The sequence below is a fragment of the Amycolatopsis halotolerans genome (genome assembly GCF_042647905.1).
In the GTDB taxonomy this organism is placed as follows: domain Bacteria; phylum Actinomycetota; class Actinomycetes; order Mycobacteriales; family Pseudonocardiaceae; genus Amycolatopsis; species Amycolatopsis halotolerans.
The window spans coordinates 1-15009 of record NZ_JBHRWI010000008.1 but is presented as its reverse complement, the minus strand read 5'-3'; the positions used below and the strand labels follow the sequence as shown (position 1 = coordinate 15009).

11 protein-coding genes and 1 pseudogene are annotated in these 15009 nt (G+C 71.0%); 11 read left to right on the top strand and 1 reads right to left on the bottom strand.

Annotated elements, in window-relative coordinates; all coding sequences use genetic code 11:
- Positions 1–265 precede the first annotated feature (265 nt).
- The 9 genes from ACFORO_RS07515 (at position 266) to ACFORO_RS07475 (ending at position 11054) form a co-directional block, all read left to right on the top strand.
- On the top strand, positions 266–2830 hold the full coding sequence (locus tag ACFORO_RS07515; RefSeq protein WP_377896503.1) for a hypothetical protein: 2565 nt from the start codon (positions 266–268) through the stop codon (positions 2828–2830).
- Positions 2823–3800 carry an HAD-IIA family hydrolase gene (locus ACFORO_RS07510; protein WP_377874470.1) on the top strand — a complete coding sequence of 326 codons (978 nt, stop codon included), beginning with the start codon at positions 2823–2825 and terminating at the stop codon, positions 3798–3800. The genes ACFORO_RS07515 and ACFORO_RS07510 overlap by 8 nt, the downstream gene beginning before the upstream one ends.
- A 16-nt stretch (positions 3801–3816) precedes the next feature.
- Positions 3817–4023 carry a hypothetical protein gene (locus ACFORO_RS07505; protein WP_009079580.1) on the top strand — a complete coding sequence of 69 codons (207 nt, stop codon included), beginning with the start codon at positions 3817–3819 and terminating at the stop codon, positions 4021–4023.
- Between the two features lie 5 nt (positions 4024–4028).
- Positions 4029–4856 (top strand): TlyA family RNA methyltransferase, encoded by an 828-nt coding sequence (locus ACFORO_RS07500; protein ID WP_354745791.1) that lies wholly within the window; start codon positions 4029–4031, stop codon positions 4854–4856.
- A complete protein-coding gene (locus ACFORO_RS07495) occupies positions 4853–5782 on the top strand; it encodes an NAD kinase (protein ID WP_377874467.1) in 930 nt (309 codons plus the stop codon). The genes ACFORO_RS07500 and ACFORO_RS07495 overlap by 4 nt, the downstream gene beginning before the upstream one ends.
- A gap of 97 nt (positions 5783–5879) precedes the next feature.
- Positions 5880–7664, top strand: a complete 1785-nt coding sequence (gene recN, locus ACFORO_RS07490) for a DNA repair protein RecN (protein WP_377874465.1) — start codon at positions 5880–5882, stop codon at positions 7662–7664.
- A 10-nt stretch (positions 7665–7674) separates the two neighbouring features.
- Entirely contained in the window at positions 7675–8823 is a 1149-nt protein-coding gene (locus ACFORO_RS07485; protein ID WP_377874463.1) for a DUF1266 domain-containing protein, read from the top strand.
- Between the two features lie 102 nt (positions 8824–8925).
- Positions 8926–10110, top strand: coding sequence for a putative cytokinetic ring protein SteA (gene steA, locus ACFORO_RS07480; RefSeq protein ID WP_354745798.1), 1185 nt, complete (start codon positions 8926–8928; stop codon positions 10108–10110).
- Positions 10107–11054 carry a copper transporter gene (locus tag ACFORO_RS07475; RefSeq protein ID WP_377874461.1) on the top strand — a complete coding sequence of 316 codons (948 nt, stop codon included), beginning with the start codon at positions 10107–10109 and terminating at the stop codon, positions 11052–11054. The genes steA and ACFORO_RS07475 overlap by 4 nt, the downstream gene beginning before the upstream one ends.
- Positions 11055–11266: 212 nt before the next feature.
- Here ACFORO_RS07475 and ACFORO_RS07470 read toward each other — a convergent pair whose 3' ends face one another.
- On the bottom strand, positions 11267–13159 hold the full coding sequence (locus tag ACFORO_RS07470) for a glycosyl hydrolase family 18 protein (RefSeq protein ID WP_377874459.1): 1893 nt from the start codon (positions 13157–13159) through the stop codon (positions 11267–11269).
- A 383-nt stretch (positions 13160–13542) separates the two neighbouring features.
- Between ACFORO_RS07470 and ACFORO_RS07465 the strand changes: the two genes are divergently transcribed.
- Positions 13543–14679, top strand: a complete 1137-nt coding sequence (locus ACFORO_RS07465) for an acyltransferase (protein WP_377874457.1) — start codon at positions 13543–13545, stop codon at positions 14677–14679.
- A gap of 140 nt (positions 14680–14819) precedes the next feature.
- Positions 14820–15009 (top strand): annotated as a pseudogene (locus ACFORO_RS07460) (NF041680 family putative transposase); the annotation flags it as partial.

The following is a 15009-nucleotide window of genomic DNA, read 5'->3' as shown; positions in this document are numbered from 1 at the left end:
CTGCGCCGATGGTACTGCAACCGAAGGGTTGTGGGAGAGTAGGACACCGCCGAACTTACTTTGAGAGAAGTCTGGGCCCCGGTCCGAGAACCCACGCGGTTCTCCCGGGGCCCAGACTCATGTTCGCGTCCGCTCGAGCAGGGCGCGGGCCGGCCGCAGGTCCGCCCGCGCGAGGTTGCTCCGAACGGGCCCGTAGGATAGTCAATTGGCCCTCGTACCGGGGGCCGTCCTCAGAATTCCAGAGTTGTCTATGGCAGGAGGCCAGGTGTCCGAGTTCGGTCGACGAGACTCAGCGGATGAGGGGTCCGGTCGGTCGGGACGCCGCGACCAGGACTCCCGCGGCGGCAGGTCCGACGCGCCCCGGGGAGACCGGCGCGGCGCGCGGCAGGACCGCGGCGGACGGGACAACGCCCACCAGGGCCGGCCCCGTCGGGACGACCGCGGCGCACGCGGTTCCGGCGGCTTCGCCGGCCGCCCCGGCCAAGGCGACGGTCCGCGCGAACAGCGCGGCGGATACGCCGGCAAACGCGACGACGACCGCGACTTCCGCCCCCGCGGCAAGCGCGAGTTCGACCGTCCGCAGGGCAAATCCTACGGCGACCGTTCCGGCGGACCCGGTGGCAAGTCTTCCTACGGCGACCGCTCCGGGCGTCCGGAAGGACGCTCGTCCTACGGCAACCGTTCCGAGGGGCGCTCCTCGTACGGCGAGCGGTCCGGCGGGCCCGGCAAGTCTTACGGTGACCGTTCGGGCCGACCGGAAGGGAAATCCTCCTACGGCGACCGCGGGCGGCCGCAGGGCAAATCCTCTTACGGCGAGCGGTCCGGCGGGCGCTGGAACGACGACCGGCGCGGTGGCGACGACCGCCGTGGCGGTTACTCGGGCGGCGACGACCGGCGCGGGCAGGGCGGATACCGCGGCAAGGACTCCCAGGGCGGCGGTTTCCGCGACGATCGGCGCGGGTCCGGCGGATTCCGCGACAACGACCGGCGCGGTGGCTACGGCGATCGCGACAACCGCGGCGGCAAGCCGGGCGATCGCGACAACCGCGGCAGTTATCGCGACGACCGGGGCAGCAAGCCTGGCGGATTCCGCGACGACCGCGGCGGCAAGCCCGGCGGGTACCGGGACCGGGACGACCGCGGTCCGCGTGAGGGCGGATTCCGTGGCGGGAACCGGACTTCCGGTGGATTCCGCGACGATCGCACCGGCGGGAACCGGGGAGAGCGGCGCGACGACCGCGGGTTCCGTAGCGACCGCAATGACCGCGACGACCGCCGGGACAACCGTTCGGGCGGCTTCCGCGGCGATCGGCGCGACGAGGGCGGTTACCGCGGCGGGGATCGCCGGGACGATCGCTCCGGCGGGTTCCGCGACAACCGGCGGGACGACCGGCCGGGCGGCTTCCGCGGCGAGCGGCGCGACGAAGGCGGTCACCGCGGTGACCGTCGGGATGACCGCTCGGGCGGGTTCCGCAACGACCGCGACAACCGGCGGGACGAACGTTCCGGCGGGTTCCGCACTGAGCGGCGTGACGAGGGCGGTTACCGGGGCGACCGGCGGGATGACCGTTCCGGCGGCTTCCGTCGTGACGACCGGTCCGGCGGCAAGCGGCCTGGCGGCGACCGTCCGGGCGGGTTCCGGCGCGATCGCGACGGCGACTCCGGCGGGTTCCGCAAGGATCAGCGTGACAGTGGTTTCCGGAAGGACCGTCAGGACGACGGCTTCCGGGGGCGGCGGGACGAGGTCGAGGAGACCGCGTCGGCCGCGGTCGAGGAATCCGCGGTGGTCGACGAGGTGACTGCGGGCTCGGGCGGCGCTGACGTCGCGTCGGGTGCGGCGGAGCGCGTCGAGCGTGCCGAGGTCGCTGAAGGCCAGGAGCGACGCGAGACCAGCGAAGACCGGGGCGCGCGGCAGGACCGTCGGGAGCGCGACAACCGCAGCGACCGCGGCGGCCGGGACAGCCGGGGAGACCGCGACAGCCGTGACCGTCGCGACCGCAGGGACGACCGTCCCCGCACCAAGCGGCCGGTGACCGTCGAGGAGCAGGACGCCGCTCTGGCGCGCGAGCTGCTCGAAGCGCCGGAACTGCCCGAGGACATCGAGTTCTCCGACCTCGACGAGGAAGTCCGCCGTGAGCTGCGGACCCTGCCGAAGGGGCTCGCCGAGACCGTCGGGAAGCACCTGGTCGCCGCCGGCGGGCTCGTCGACAGCGACCCGGAGGCCGCGCTCGAGCACGCCCGGTACGCGAAGACGAAGGCGTCGCGGGTGCCGATCGTGCGCGAAGGGCTCGGGCTGGTCGCCTACCACGCGGGCAACTGGCAGGAAGCGCTGTCCGAACTGCGCGCCGTCCGGCGGATGACGCGCAGCGACGAGCACATCGCGATCATCGCGGACGCCGAGCGCGCGCTGGGCCGTCCGGAGCGCGCTCTGGACCTCGCCAAGGAGACCGACAAGGAACGGCTCACCAAGGCGACCCAGGTCGAGCTGGCGATCGTCGCGGCGGGTGCGCGGCGCGACCTCGGGCAGCTGGACGCGGCGGTCGTGTCCCTGCAGGGGCCGGACCTCGCGGCGGCCAAGCGCGACCCGTGGAGCGCGCGCCTGTTCTACGCCTACGCCGACAACCTCGAGGCCGCCGGGCGCAAGGAAGAGGCCGTGCAGTGGTTCCTGAACGCCGCTGAGGCCGACGCCGAGGACGAGACCGACGCCGCCGAGCGCGCCGCGGATCTCGCGAACGAATCGAACGAGGCGAACGCGCCGAAGGAGCCAGCCGAGTCGGCCGAGGCAGCGGAGCCGGCCGAGTCAGGCGAGCCGACCGGGTCGGATGACTGACGTGGCCTACGACGCGCTGCTGTTCGATCTCGACGGCACCGTGTACCACGGGCCGCAGGTGATCGACGGGGCCGCGGAAACCGTGGCCGCCGTGCGCGAGCAGGGCACGGCGGTCCGGTTCGTGACCAACAACGCGTCAAAGGCCCCGTCCGCGGTTGCCGAGCACCTCCGGGACCTCGGCATCACCGCGGACACCGACGAGGTGCACACGAGCGCTCAGGCGGCAGCCGCGCTCCTGCGGGACCGGCTGCCCGCCGGGGCGAAGGTGCTCATCGTCGGCACGGCCTCGCTCGGCGACCAGATCACCGCGGTGGGGCTCGAGCCCGTGCGGACCGCGGGCGACGACGTTTCCGCGGTGGTGCAAGGACATTCGCCGGAGACCGGATGGGCGGACCTCGCCGAGGCGAGCATCGTGATCCGGGCGGGCGGGCTGTGGGTCGCCACGAACACCGACACCACGCTGCCGACCGAGCGCGGGCTGATGCCGGGCAACGGATCCATGGTCGGCGCGCTGAAGATCGCCACCGGCGCGGAACCGGTGGTCGCCGGGAAACCGGAGCCGTTGCTGTTCGAGACGGCTGCGCGCTCGGCGAAGGCGAAGCGTCCGCTGGTGGTCGGGGATCGGCTCGACACCGACATCGCGGGTGCGGTCGCGGCGGGTCTCGACTCGCTGTGCGTCCTCACCGGGATCGCGACTCCGGCGACGCTGCTCACCGCGATTCCGGCGGAACGGCCTACTCATCTGGGTGCGGATCTCACCGCGCTCGCGCGGCCGGCGGACGAATTGCGCGTCGGAAAGCGGTCCGGCTGGGAAATCGGCGAAAACGACGTGCTGACCGTGCGCGGCGAAGGGGACAAGCTCGACCTGCTGCGCGCGCTGTGCGATTCGGCGTGGCGGACCGGGGCGACCCAGGTGCGCGCGGAAGGCGACGCGGCCGCGGCGGCAGTGACCGGGCTGGGGCTCGCCTGACTGGTAGTTTGGGCCTGTGCACCCGAACGTTCCGCGGCCGGTTCCCGGACCCCCGCCGATCCCCGGACCCGGCCCGCAGCAGACCGACCCGCGGGCGGGCATCGACGAGGCCGTCGCCGGGCTCGACGACCTCGACACGCTGCCGCCCGCCGAGCACGTGGACCGCTTCGAGGCCGTGCACACCGAGCTGACCGTGGCCCTGTCCAGCATCGACAAGGTCTGACCGGCGTGGCCAAACGGGCCAGGCTCGACGCGGAACTCGTGCGGCGCGGACTCGCCCGCTCCCGCGAACAAGCCTCCGTGCTGATCACCGGCGGCAAGGTCACCGTGCGCGGCATGGTCGCGACGAAACCCGCCACCGGCGTGGAAAACGACGCGCCGATCGTCGTGAAGGACGAGGACGACCCGGGCTGGGCGTCGCGCGGCGCGCACAAACTCCTTGGCGCGCTTGACCGTTTCGGTCCGGAAGGGCTGACCGTCGAGGGCCGCCGCTGTCTCGACGCGGGCGCATCCACTGGCGGCTTCACGGATGTCTTGCTGCGGGGCGGCGCGGACAAGGTCATCGCCGCGGACGTCGGGCGCGGGCTTCTCGTGTGGAAGCTGCAGACCGACGATCGCGTCGTGGTCCTCGACCGCACGAACGTCCGCAATCTGACACCGGATGTCCTCGGCGGCCAGGTCGACCTCGTCGTCGGCGACCTTTCCTTCATCTCGCTCAAGCTCGTGCTGCCCGCGCTCGCCGCCTGCGCCCGCGACGGCGCGGATCTCGTGCCGATGGTCAAACCGCAGTTCGAGGTCGGCAAGGACCGGCTCGGCAGCGGCGGCGTGGTCCGCGATCCCGAACTGCGCGTCGAATCCGTGCTGGGCGTGCTCGCCGAAGCCGCGAAGCTCGGCCTGTCGCTGCGCGGGGTCGTCGCGAGCCCGTTGCCCGGGCCGTCCGGGAACGTCGAATACTTCGTGTGGCTCCGCAAAACGGGGCCGGAAGACAGCGGCATCGACGACATCGGCGATGCCGAGCGGCTCGTTCGCGCCGCAGTCCAGGAAGGACCTCAGTGACCGCCGACCGTGAAGTGCTCCTCGTGGTGCACCCCGACCGGGACACCACCCGGGAGGCCGCCCGCGAGGTGTCCCAGCGATTCGCGAAGGCCGGGATCCGGCTTCGCGTGCTCGACGAGGACGTTCTCCGGCTGATCGACCCGGACGGCTGCATGGCCAAGCCGTGCACCGTGGTCGCGCCCGAGCACAATCCGGCCGAGGGGGCCGAGCTCGTGTTCGTGCTCGGCGGCGACGGAACCCTGCTGCGCGCGGCGGAACTCGCCCGCCCGGCCGAGGTGCCGGTGCTCGGCGTCAACCTCGGCCGCGTCGGCTTCCTGGCCGAGGCCGATTCGGACGCGCTCGCCGACGCCGTGCAGCGCGTGGTCGACCGCGAGTACCACGTAGAGGACCGGATGACGGTCGACGTCACGGTCACCGCCGACGGCGCGGAGATCTACCGCACCTGGGCGCTCAACGAGGCCAGCGTCGAGAAGTTCAGCCGCGAGCGGGTGCTCGACGCGCTGATCGAGGTCGACGGCCGTCCGGTGTCGTCCTTCGGCTGCGACGGCGTCCTGTGCGCGACGCCGACCGGCTCCACCGCGTACGCCTTCTCCGCGGGCGGGCCGGTGCTGTGGCCGGACGTCGAGGCGCTGCTGGTGGTGCCGAGCAACGCGCACGCGATGTTTTCCCGGCCGCTGGTCGTGTCGCCCGGGTCGGTGATCACCGTCGGCATCGACCCGACCGGTCCGAAAGCCGCGCTGACCTGCGACGGGCTGCGATCGTTCGACTTGGCGCCGGGCGCTTCGGTGCGCGTGGTGTGCGGCAGGCAGCCGGTCCGGCTGGTGCGGCTGTGGGACGGCGTGTTCACCGACCGGCTGGTGTACAAGTTCGGCCTGCCGGTGCGCAGCTGGCGCGACCGGCGCGGCGGGGAGCGTCCGGGCAGCTGATTCGCGACGCGCCCGCACAAGTGTTCGACCAGCGAAAAGAAGAGTTAGCGGACCTCGGGCGCACAGAACGTCGGTGCGGGCCGCTACCGTATGCGTCGTGCTGGCCGAGATGCGCATCCAGGGCCTCGGAGTCATCGAGGAAGCCCTGCTGGAACTGCACGCGGGCTTCACCGTGGTCACCGGTGAGACGGGTGCGGGCAAAACCATGGTCGTCACCGGGCTGCATCTGCTTTCGGGCGGACGGGCCGAGGCGTCGAAGGTCCGGAACGGGATGCTGAAGGCATTCGTCGAGGGCCGGTTCACCGTGGGCAAGGACGACGCGGCCGCCCGCATCGTCACCGATTCGGGGGCCGACGTCGACGAGGACGGCAGCGTCATCGCGCTGCGCACCGTCGCGGCCGACGGGCGCTCGCGGGCGCACCTCGGCGGCCGGTCGGTGCCGGTCGGGGTGCTGGCCGAGCTGTCCGAGCAGGTGATCGCCGTGCACGGGCAGAACGACCAGCTGCGGCTGCTGCGCCCGGCCGAGCAGCGCGCGGTGATCGACCGGTTCGCCGGCGAGGACGTCGGCGGGCCGCTCGCGCGGTACCGCCAGGTCCGCGAGGAATGGCTGGCCGTGCTCACCGAGCTGAGCGAGCGCTCCAACCGCTCCCGCGAGATGGCGCAGCAGGCGGACCTGCTGAAACACGGGCTGAACGAGATCGACGCGGTCGCGCCCGAACCGGGCGAGGACGTCGAGCTCACCGAGCAGATCAAGCGCCTGGCCGCGGTCGACGAACTCCGCGCGATGGCCACCGAATCGCACGCGGCGGTGTCCGGCGCGCAGGACGGCGACCCGGACGCACCGGGCGCGCTCGGCCTGATCGGCGAAGCGGTGCGAAGGCTCGCCTCGGCGGAGGATTCCGCGCTGCGCGACCTCGTGCCGCGGCTGGAGGAAGCTTCCACGCTGCTGAGCGACGTCGGCGCGGAGCTGGGCAGCTACGTCGAGAATCTGGACGCGGACCCGGCGCTGCTGGAGAAGGTGCTCGCGCGCCAGGCCGATCTCAAACGGCTCACCCGCAAGTACGCCGCCGATGTCGACGGAGTGCTGGCGTGGGCCGAGGACGCGCGGCGCCGGCTCGAGTCGATGGACACCTCCGAGGAGGCATTGGCCGGGTTGGCGTTACGCCGCGACGAGCTGGCTGTGCAGCTGGTCGCGCACGCCACCGAGGTTTCCGCCGCGCGCGGCAAGGCGGCCGCCGAGCTCGCGACGGCGATCACCAAGGAACTGTCCGGTCTCGCGATGGGCCAGGCGGAGCTGGAGATCACCGTCGAACAGCGTCCGGCCGAGCACGGCGACCGGCAGGCGCTCGCGATCGACGGACACGCGGTGCACGCGGGCCCGGACGGCGTCGACGAGGTGGAACTGCTGCTGCGGGCGCACAACGGCGCGCCGCCGCTGCCGGTGCACAAGGCCGCCTCGGGCGGTGAGCTGTCGCGCGTGATGCTCGCGATCGAGGTGGTGCTGGCGCACGCGGACACCGTGCAGACGCTGGTGTTCGACGAGGTCGACGCCGGGGTCGGCGGCCGGGCCGCGGTGGAGATCGGACGGCGGCTGGCGCGGCTCGCGCGCACGCACCAGGTTCTGGTGGTCACGCACCTTCCGCAGGTCGCCGCGTTCGCTGATCAGCATCTGGTGGTGGACAAGGGAACCAGCGGCGGCGTCACGCGCAGCGGCGTGAAGACGCTCGACCAGGGCGACCGGGTGCGCGAGCTGGCGCGGATGCTCGCGGGCATGGACGGCACCGAGACCGGCCGCGCGCACGCCGAGGAATTGCTTGCCACCGCGGAGAAAGACAAGGCGAAGAACACCGGCGCGAAGCGCAAGCGCGCGAAGAAGGGCTGAGGCGGATTCCATGACCTGGGCCACGCTGGCCGACGTCGAAGCCGAACTCGCCCGCGCGCGGCGGGAGGACGATCTCGACCGCTTCCTCGAACTCCTCGGCGACGAGGAGCTCTTCGTGCCGATCCACCGGGACGAGGCGGAGCGGCTCGCGCGGGAGCGGACCTGGTCGCCCGCGAAAGCCTGCTGCGCGCACGGCGGCGAACCGTCGCTGCAGGTGTTCACCCGCGGCGCGCTGCCGGATTTCGGCACCGATGTGGTGTTTCTCAGCGGGGATCTCGACTGGGCCACGCACGGTCTCGGCCACGGCGAACAGGTTGTGTTCAACCGCGGCACGCTCGCCGAATGGCGGGTGGGCGCGAACGCCGTGCTGCCGTGGGTCGACGCGAACCCGCACCGGGTCACCGCGGTGGAGCAGCAGGTCGAGCGGCTTTACACGGCCAGGTACGGGCTTCTCGACGGTCCGGTCGCGCACGCGCTCGCGTGCGGCGCGCACCAGGCGGTGCTGTCGGCCGAACCGTGGAACGTCCTCGACGCGCGCTACCACGATTACGTCGCCGAGGTCCGCGGCCTGCGCGACTGGTGGGGCGTCGCGGACGCGGCCAGCTGGCGGGCCGCGATGGACCGGCTGCTCGGCGATTCCTACCAGCTCACCACCGGAAACCTCGTGCTCGTGCTGCGCGCCCGCAGCGGGCTGGCGCTGGACGTGTACGGCTGGGTCGAAGTGGTCCGGGAATGGTGCGCCGAAAACGACGCCGAGGACCAAGCCGGGCCGCTCGTCGACGCGGTGCGCCGGATCGTGCGGTACGAACAGCGATTCCGCGCCGACGGCCTGCTCGCTCCGGACGGCGTGGTGGACAGCATCATCGGCTGGGACGTCGGCCGCGCGGTCGAACTGGCGCGCTGGGGTCTCGCGGTCGGGTACTGCGACGCGCTCACCGCGGAATTGATGGTGCTGGAGGCGGGCGCGATCGCCCGCCGCTACCACGAATCGTGGGCGGAACTGGCCACCGGTTACGTGCTGGGCAGGCTGCTCGCGCTCGACGGCGAGGAGTTCGGGCCGGAGTACGTTTCGGCCGCCCGGGTCCGCCACCGGCTGCTGAACGATCCCGCCAGTCCCTGGTCCACCCTCGATTTCGGAGCCAGCGGACCGCACAGTTAACCCCGGCTCCGCATTCCGCGCGACATGGCTCACCACAACGAGTCATGTCCGCTTCGGCGCGTCGGCTCCGTACCCACGCACAAATTTGTCACCATCAGCCACATGAAGCTCACTGGTCTTCTCGCGCGGAACCACGAAGCCCTTCCCGGCGTCATCGGTGTCGCGCGGGTCGACCGGCGCACGCGGGAGTTGCTGCGCCGGGTCAGCGCGGGCGACATCGTCGTGCTCGACCAGCTCGACCTCGACCGGGCCACCGCCGACGCGCTGGTCGCCGCCGAGGTCGCCGCGGTGGTCAACGCCTCCCCGTCGATCTCCGGCCGGTTCCCCAACCTCGGCCCGGAAATCCTGGTGGCGGCGGGCATCCCGCTGATCGACTCGGTCGGCGGCGAACTGCTGCGCACCGTCAAGGACGGCACGAAGCTGCGCGTGCACGAGGGCGCGGTCTACCTGGGGGAGCGGCAGCTGGCGACCGGGGTCGAGCAGACCCCGGAAAGCGTCGCCGACCAGATGATCGAGGCCAAGGCCGGGATGTCCACCCAGCTGGAAGCCTTCTCCGCCAACACGATCGAGTTCCTCCGCCGCGAGCGGACGCTGATCCTCGACGGCGTCGGCGTGCCGGAGCTGAAGGTCCCGGTGCGCGACCGGCACGTGCTGGTCGTCGCCGCGGGGAACGGGCACGCCGAGGACCTCAAGAAGCTCAAGAAGTACATCGGCGAGCACCGTCCGGTGCTGGTCGGCGTCGACGCCGGCGCGGACACCCTGCGCGCGCAGGGCTACCAGCCGGACGTCATGGTCGGCGACCCGACCGGGATCGGCACCGCGACGCTGCGCAGCGGCGGCGAGGTCGTCGTCCCCGCGCAGCCGGACGGGCACGCCCCGGGCGTCGAGCGGATCCAGGACCTCGGGATCGGCGCGGTCACCTTCCCCGCGACGGGCAACGCCGAGGACCTCGCCCTGCTGCTGGCCGACGCGCACGGCGCGAGCCTCGTCGTCACCGTCGGGTTCCAGGCCACGCTGCGGGAATTCCTCGACCACGGCCGGTCCGGGTCGAACCCGTCCACGTTCCTCACGCGGCTCAAGCTCGGCACCAAGCTGGTCGACGGCAAGGCCGTCGCGACGCTGCACCGCAGCCGGGTGTCGCTCGGCGCGGTCGCCCTGCTCGTCCTCGCCGCCATCGTCGTCGTCGTGGCCGCGCTGCTGGTCTCCGACGTCGGCTCCGTCTACCTCGAGTGGATCCAGCACACCTGGTCCACGTTCGTCGCCTGGGTGAAGGGTCTCTTCACGTGATTTCCCTGCGGTACCACATCGTTTCCATCACCGCGTGCTTCCTGGCGCTGGCCGTCGGCGTGGTGCTGGGCTCGACCGCGCTCAACGGTTCGCTGCTGTCCGGGCTCGCGGACCAGAAGAAAGACCTCGGCACGCAGGTGTCCGACCTCGAGGCGCAGCGTAACGCGCTCAAGGCGCGGCTCTCCGACGCGGACGCGTTCGCCGGGACGATGGGCCCCAAGGTCGTCGCGGGCGCGCTCGACAAGCGCAGCGTCGTCATCGTCACCACGCAGGACGCGCGCCCGGCCGACCGCGACGCGCTCAAGAAGCTCGTGGGCCAGTCCGGTGCCTCGGTGACCGGCGAATTGCAGCTCACCAACGCGTTCACCGACCCGGCGAAGGCCGACCAGCTGCGCGACGTCGTCACGCGGCTGCAGCCGGCCGGGGCGAAGTTCCCGACCGCGGGCGACTCCGGCACGCTCGCCGGCGCGCTGCTCGGTTCGACGCTGCTGCTGGACAAGGCGAGCGCGAAACCGCAGTCGAGCGGCGACGAACTCGCCGCCGCGCTCGGCGGACTGACCGACGGCGGCTTCGTGAAGCCGAGCCAGGGCGTGCAGCCCGCGCAGCTCGCGATCGTGCTGACCGGAGCCCAGGAGACCGGCGACGGCGCGGGGGACCGGGCGGCGACGATCGCGCGGTTCGCGGCGCAGATGGACCGTTCCGGCGCGGGCACGGTGCTTGCCGGCGACCCGGGTTCGGCCGAGGGCGCCGGTCCGATCGGCGTGGTGCGCGCGGACACCTCGGCGACGTCGATCCTGTCCACTGTGGACAACGCGGATTCGGCGGCGGGCCGGGTCGCGACGATTCTGGCGCTGCAGGAACAGCTCAACGGCGGTTCCGGTCGTTACGGCATCGCGGGCAACGCGCAGGCGATCGCGCCGGGCGTGGCCGCTGCGGGGAACTGAACGAGAGACTTTCCGCCTCCCGCACAAGAGTCAGCGGCGGCACTGGATTCCCTTCGAGGGTGGGGGAATCCGGTACCGCCGCTGACTTTGTCGCGCCCGTCGCGGTCGGGCGGATCTCGGCACTGCGGACAAGAGTCGGCGGCGGCACCGGATTCCCTTCGGGGTAGGGAAATCCGGTACCGCCGCCGATCATTCACGCGCCTGCTGCGGGGTCAGCAGGCGCCGTTGTCAGCCCAGGCCGCGGCGCTGCCGGGCTGTTCGCCTCGCGTCCACCACTTGGCGGACCAGCGGTGGCCGTTGAAGGACACCACCGCGCCCGCGTTGTAGGACTGGGAGGTGTTCCACGCGGCCGGGCACGCGGTCGTGGGACCGCCGCCGCCCGCGCAGGCTCCGTTGTCCGTCCAGACGTCGGCGCTGCCGGGCTGTTCGCCCTGCGTCCACCACTTCGCCGTCCAGGTGTGGTTGTTGTACGACACGACCGCGCCGCCGTTGTAGACCTTGCCGGAGTCCCAGGCCGCCGCCGTGCACTGGCCGCCCGGCGGAGTCGTGGGAGTGGTCGGCGTAGTGGGCGTGGTCGGGGTCGTCGGCGTGGTCGGGGTCGTGGGTGTGGTCGGCGTGGTCGGCGTCGTCGGGGTGGTCGGCGGCGGGCCGGAACAGCCCTCCGTCGGCGCGGCGAGCCCGTCCACGACGGCGTGGAACAGCGTCGAATCAGGGTCGAGGTCATACAGCGAGAACATCATCGCGCCGCCGAGGCCGTTGCAATGGATGTAATCGGTGCGCGCCTTGATCGACTGTTTCGACGAGCCGCCGTAGAAGCTCGTCCCGTCGTAGAACCACGCGGATTGCGTTGTCGGGTCCCAGAACGTCGTCGACGGATTGTCGACCACGCCGGAGAGTTCCTTGTACATCGCGACCCCGGGAACGTTGCCGCTCAACGGATGCGGAGCGGACGGACCGGTGGCCGTTTGGTACAGCCCGTGGTTCGAGCCCGCGGGCACGCCTGTCCAGCCGCGATAGTAGAACGGGATGCCCAGGGTCAGCTTCGACGCCGGGAACCCGCCGGGGATGCCGTACGCCGGATCCCCTTGTGTGTAAGCCTTCATCACCTGATCGATGGTGTATTTCTCGGTGCCCGGCGGGATGGTCGGGGACGGGTCGTTCGGTGCCGGGTAAAGCGGATCCTGGAAGTTCGTCGGACCGGTCTTGTCCCACGCGCCGTGCATGTCGTAGGTCATCGGGTCCGCGAAGTCCATGTACTGGTGGATCTTGTCGGTCTGGATCTTCGCGATCTTGTCCTGGCCGCCGGGCAGGGCGGCCGAGAGCGCGTAGTGCTTGCCCAGTGCGTCCATCTGGCTGCGGAACTCCGCCAGCAGCGCGGTGAAGTTCTGGGTGTCGTTCGGGCTGTAGTGGTTGCCCGTGTGCCCGCCGGGGTGCGCCGGGTACTCCCAGTCGATGTCGAACCCGTCGAAGATGTTCGCGGCGGTGCCGGGGCCGCCGAAGCCGCCCGCGTTCGGGATGTTGCCCTTGATGAACATGTCGATGCAGGAGCTGACGAACTTCTTGCGCGAGGCGTCGCTCGCCGCCGCGTCGGAGAAGTACTTCGAATACGTCCAGCCGCCGAGCGACAGCAGCACCTTCAGGTTCGGGTGCCGTGCCTTGAGTTCCTGCAGCTGGTGGAAGTTGCCGACGATCGGCATGTTGTAGGTGTCGGCGGAGCCGTCGACGCTGATGTCCGAGCCGAACGACTTCTGGTAGTCGGCGAACTGGTCGCCCGCGCCGTCGCCCGCGTTCGGGTCGTCCTCGCCGCCGGGGTCGGGGGTCGTCGCCTTGGTCGTCTCGAAGCAGGTGAGGTTGCTCGGGTCGATGTTCTCGAAGTCGTAGAGCAGGTAATCGATGTTGTCGGCGATCTTGTCGACGTTCTTGAGGTAGTAGGCGTTCTGGTAGATGCTCCATTGGTCGAAGTAGGCGATGCGCATCCCTCCCGAGGAGGGCGCGGGCGTCGCGGTGGCCGGGGCGGGCCGGGCCAGGATGGTGAGACCGGCCACGACCACTGCGGCCAAGGCGGCGCAGGCCACGGCCAGCGGTCTCAAGGTCCGGTGGGGCATAAGCGTTTCTCCCTCGCACAAGCGAAGTCCGCCTGCCGCACGGGAATGCGCGGCAAGCGTCGGACAACGGGTGATCACTGCAGGAGCGGGGGCCGGCCCGCATTCGAATGTGAACCAGGGCACAGCCGGAGTCAATACTGTGGACTAGACCAATTTCCAGGCCGGGGCGTTTTGTGGTGAAGTGTCCGGAAACGCCCGACGAACGGCCTGTTCCAAGCGGGGCGAGTGGTCCGGTGGCATCGGTTCACCCGTACGGGTGTGGCTGACCCGACACCCGATCCGTGCGGCATCAGGCGAGTCTCAGGAAGATCATGGGTGGCTCACAGCTGCGCACGAGAGCCTGGCACCATGAGCGCCAACGACCCCGGGAGCACGGCCGAACGATGACCACTACCGAGATCCCGCTCGTCCGTTCCGACGAGCCGGCGCCCGCCAGATCGCCGCACCTGCGGCAGCTCGATTTGTACCGCGTCGTCACGTTCGCCCTGGTCATCCTCATCCACGTGATCGGCTCCACGACGTTCCAGCAGGACGTGGTCGCCGACGCGATCCAGACGCCGCTGCACCTGACCCGCGAAGCGTTCTTCGCGCTGACCGCGTTCGTGCTCGTGCTGGGCTACCGGGACCGTCCGGTGCTGGCCGGGAAGTTCTGGCGCAAGCGGTTCCCGCTGGTCGCGGTGCCGTACGTGGTGTGGACGGTCATCTACCGGGTTTATTCGCTGATCACCTCGGATCAGCCGTTCGGGTCGATCGGCGCGCAGCTGCGCACGCTCGGACTGGACCTGCTCACCGGAAACGCCTGGTACCACATGTATTTCATGCTGGTGACGCTGCAGGTGTACCTGCTCTTCCCGTTGCTGGCCAAGCTGTTCGACCTGATCCGCCGCCGTCCGTGGACGGTGCTGGCGGTCTCCGGCACGATCCAGGCGGCGGTGGCGATCTTCATGAGCTACCCGCCCGCCGTGCTGGGCTACGGCTTCGTGAGCCAGTTCTTCGCGACTTTCGTCGTGTACCAGTTCTACATGCTGCTCGGCACCGCGGCGGCGCTGCACTTCGAGGCGGTGCACGCCTGGCTGCGCACGCATTCGCGCTGGGTGCTGCTGGCGATGGCGGGCGGGCTCGTGATCGCGGAGACCGGCTACTTCGTGAGCGTCCGCTTCGGGGAGTGGCCGGAGATGGCGTCGGACGCCTTCCGCCCTTACCTGATCCCGTGGTTCGTCGCGGCGATCGCCGGGATCTACCTGGCGGGCGCGCGCTGGGCGGAGAGCAGGCAGCGCGGCGGGCGGTTCGTGTCCTGGGCGGTGAACCGGTCGTTCGCGGTGTTCCTGACCCACCCGATCGCGATCGCCTTGCTGGACCCGCTGTTCGTGTATGTCGGCGACAAGTTCGGCGCGCCGTGGACGACGCTGGTGGCGTACCCGGCGACGATCGCGCTGACCTTCGGGATCGTCGAGGTGCTGCGGCGGCTGCCGTGGAGCAAGGCGCTGACCGGGCGCGCCCGGGTGCCGGTGCGGGCCTGAGCGGCAAAGGTCCGTGAGGGGAACCCTGAGCTTGAGTTTTAAGGTCCGGGTGTCTGAGTGGGTGCCCGGTTGGTCATGGGTGAAGCCCTTGGTTGATCATTCTTCTTGCGACAGAAGGAAGATCACGACCAAGGGCTTCGATGAACAGTGTGCACCACGTCGGCGCGGCCACCGCGCTGGGGGATCTGTCCGAGTTCCGGCAGGAGTTCTACGGGTGCCTGACCGCGCGGGCGGACGCGTTGTTCGAGCTGGCCGATGCGGTGCTGTGCGCGGGCGGGCCGGTGGGCTCGCTGGTCGAGCTGTCGCTGGAGCCTGAGCACCGGCGCGGTC

Coding starts and splice junctions, on each gene's coding strand:
- ACFORO_RS07510 (WP_377874470.1), top strand. CDS start 2,823: ATGACTGACGTGGCCTACGACGCGCTGCTGTTCGATCTCGACGGCACC.
- ACFORO_RS07485 (WP_377874463.1), top strand. CDS start 7,675: ATGACCTGGGCCACGCTGGCCGACGTCGAAGCCGAACTCGCCCGCGCG.
- steA (WP_354745798.1), top strand. CDS start 8,926: ATGAAGCTCACTGGTCTTCTCGCGCGGAACCACGAAGCCCTTCCCGGC.
- ACFORO_RS07470 (WP_377874459.1), bottom strand. CDS start 13,159: ATGCCCCACCGGACCTTGAGACCGCTGGCCGTGGCCTGCGCCGCCTTG.
- ACFORO_RS07465 (WP_377874457.1), top strand. CDS start 13,543: ATGACCACTACCGAGATCCCGCTCGTCCGTTCCGACGAGCCGGCGCCC.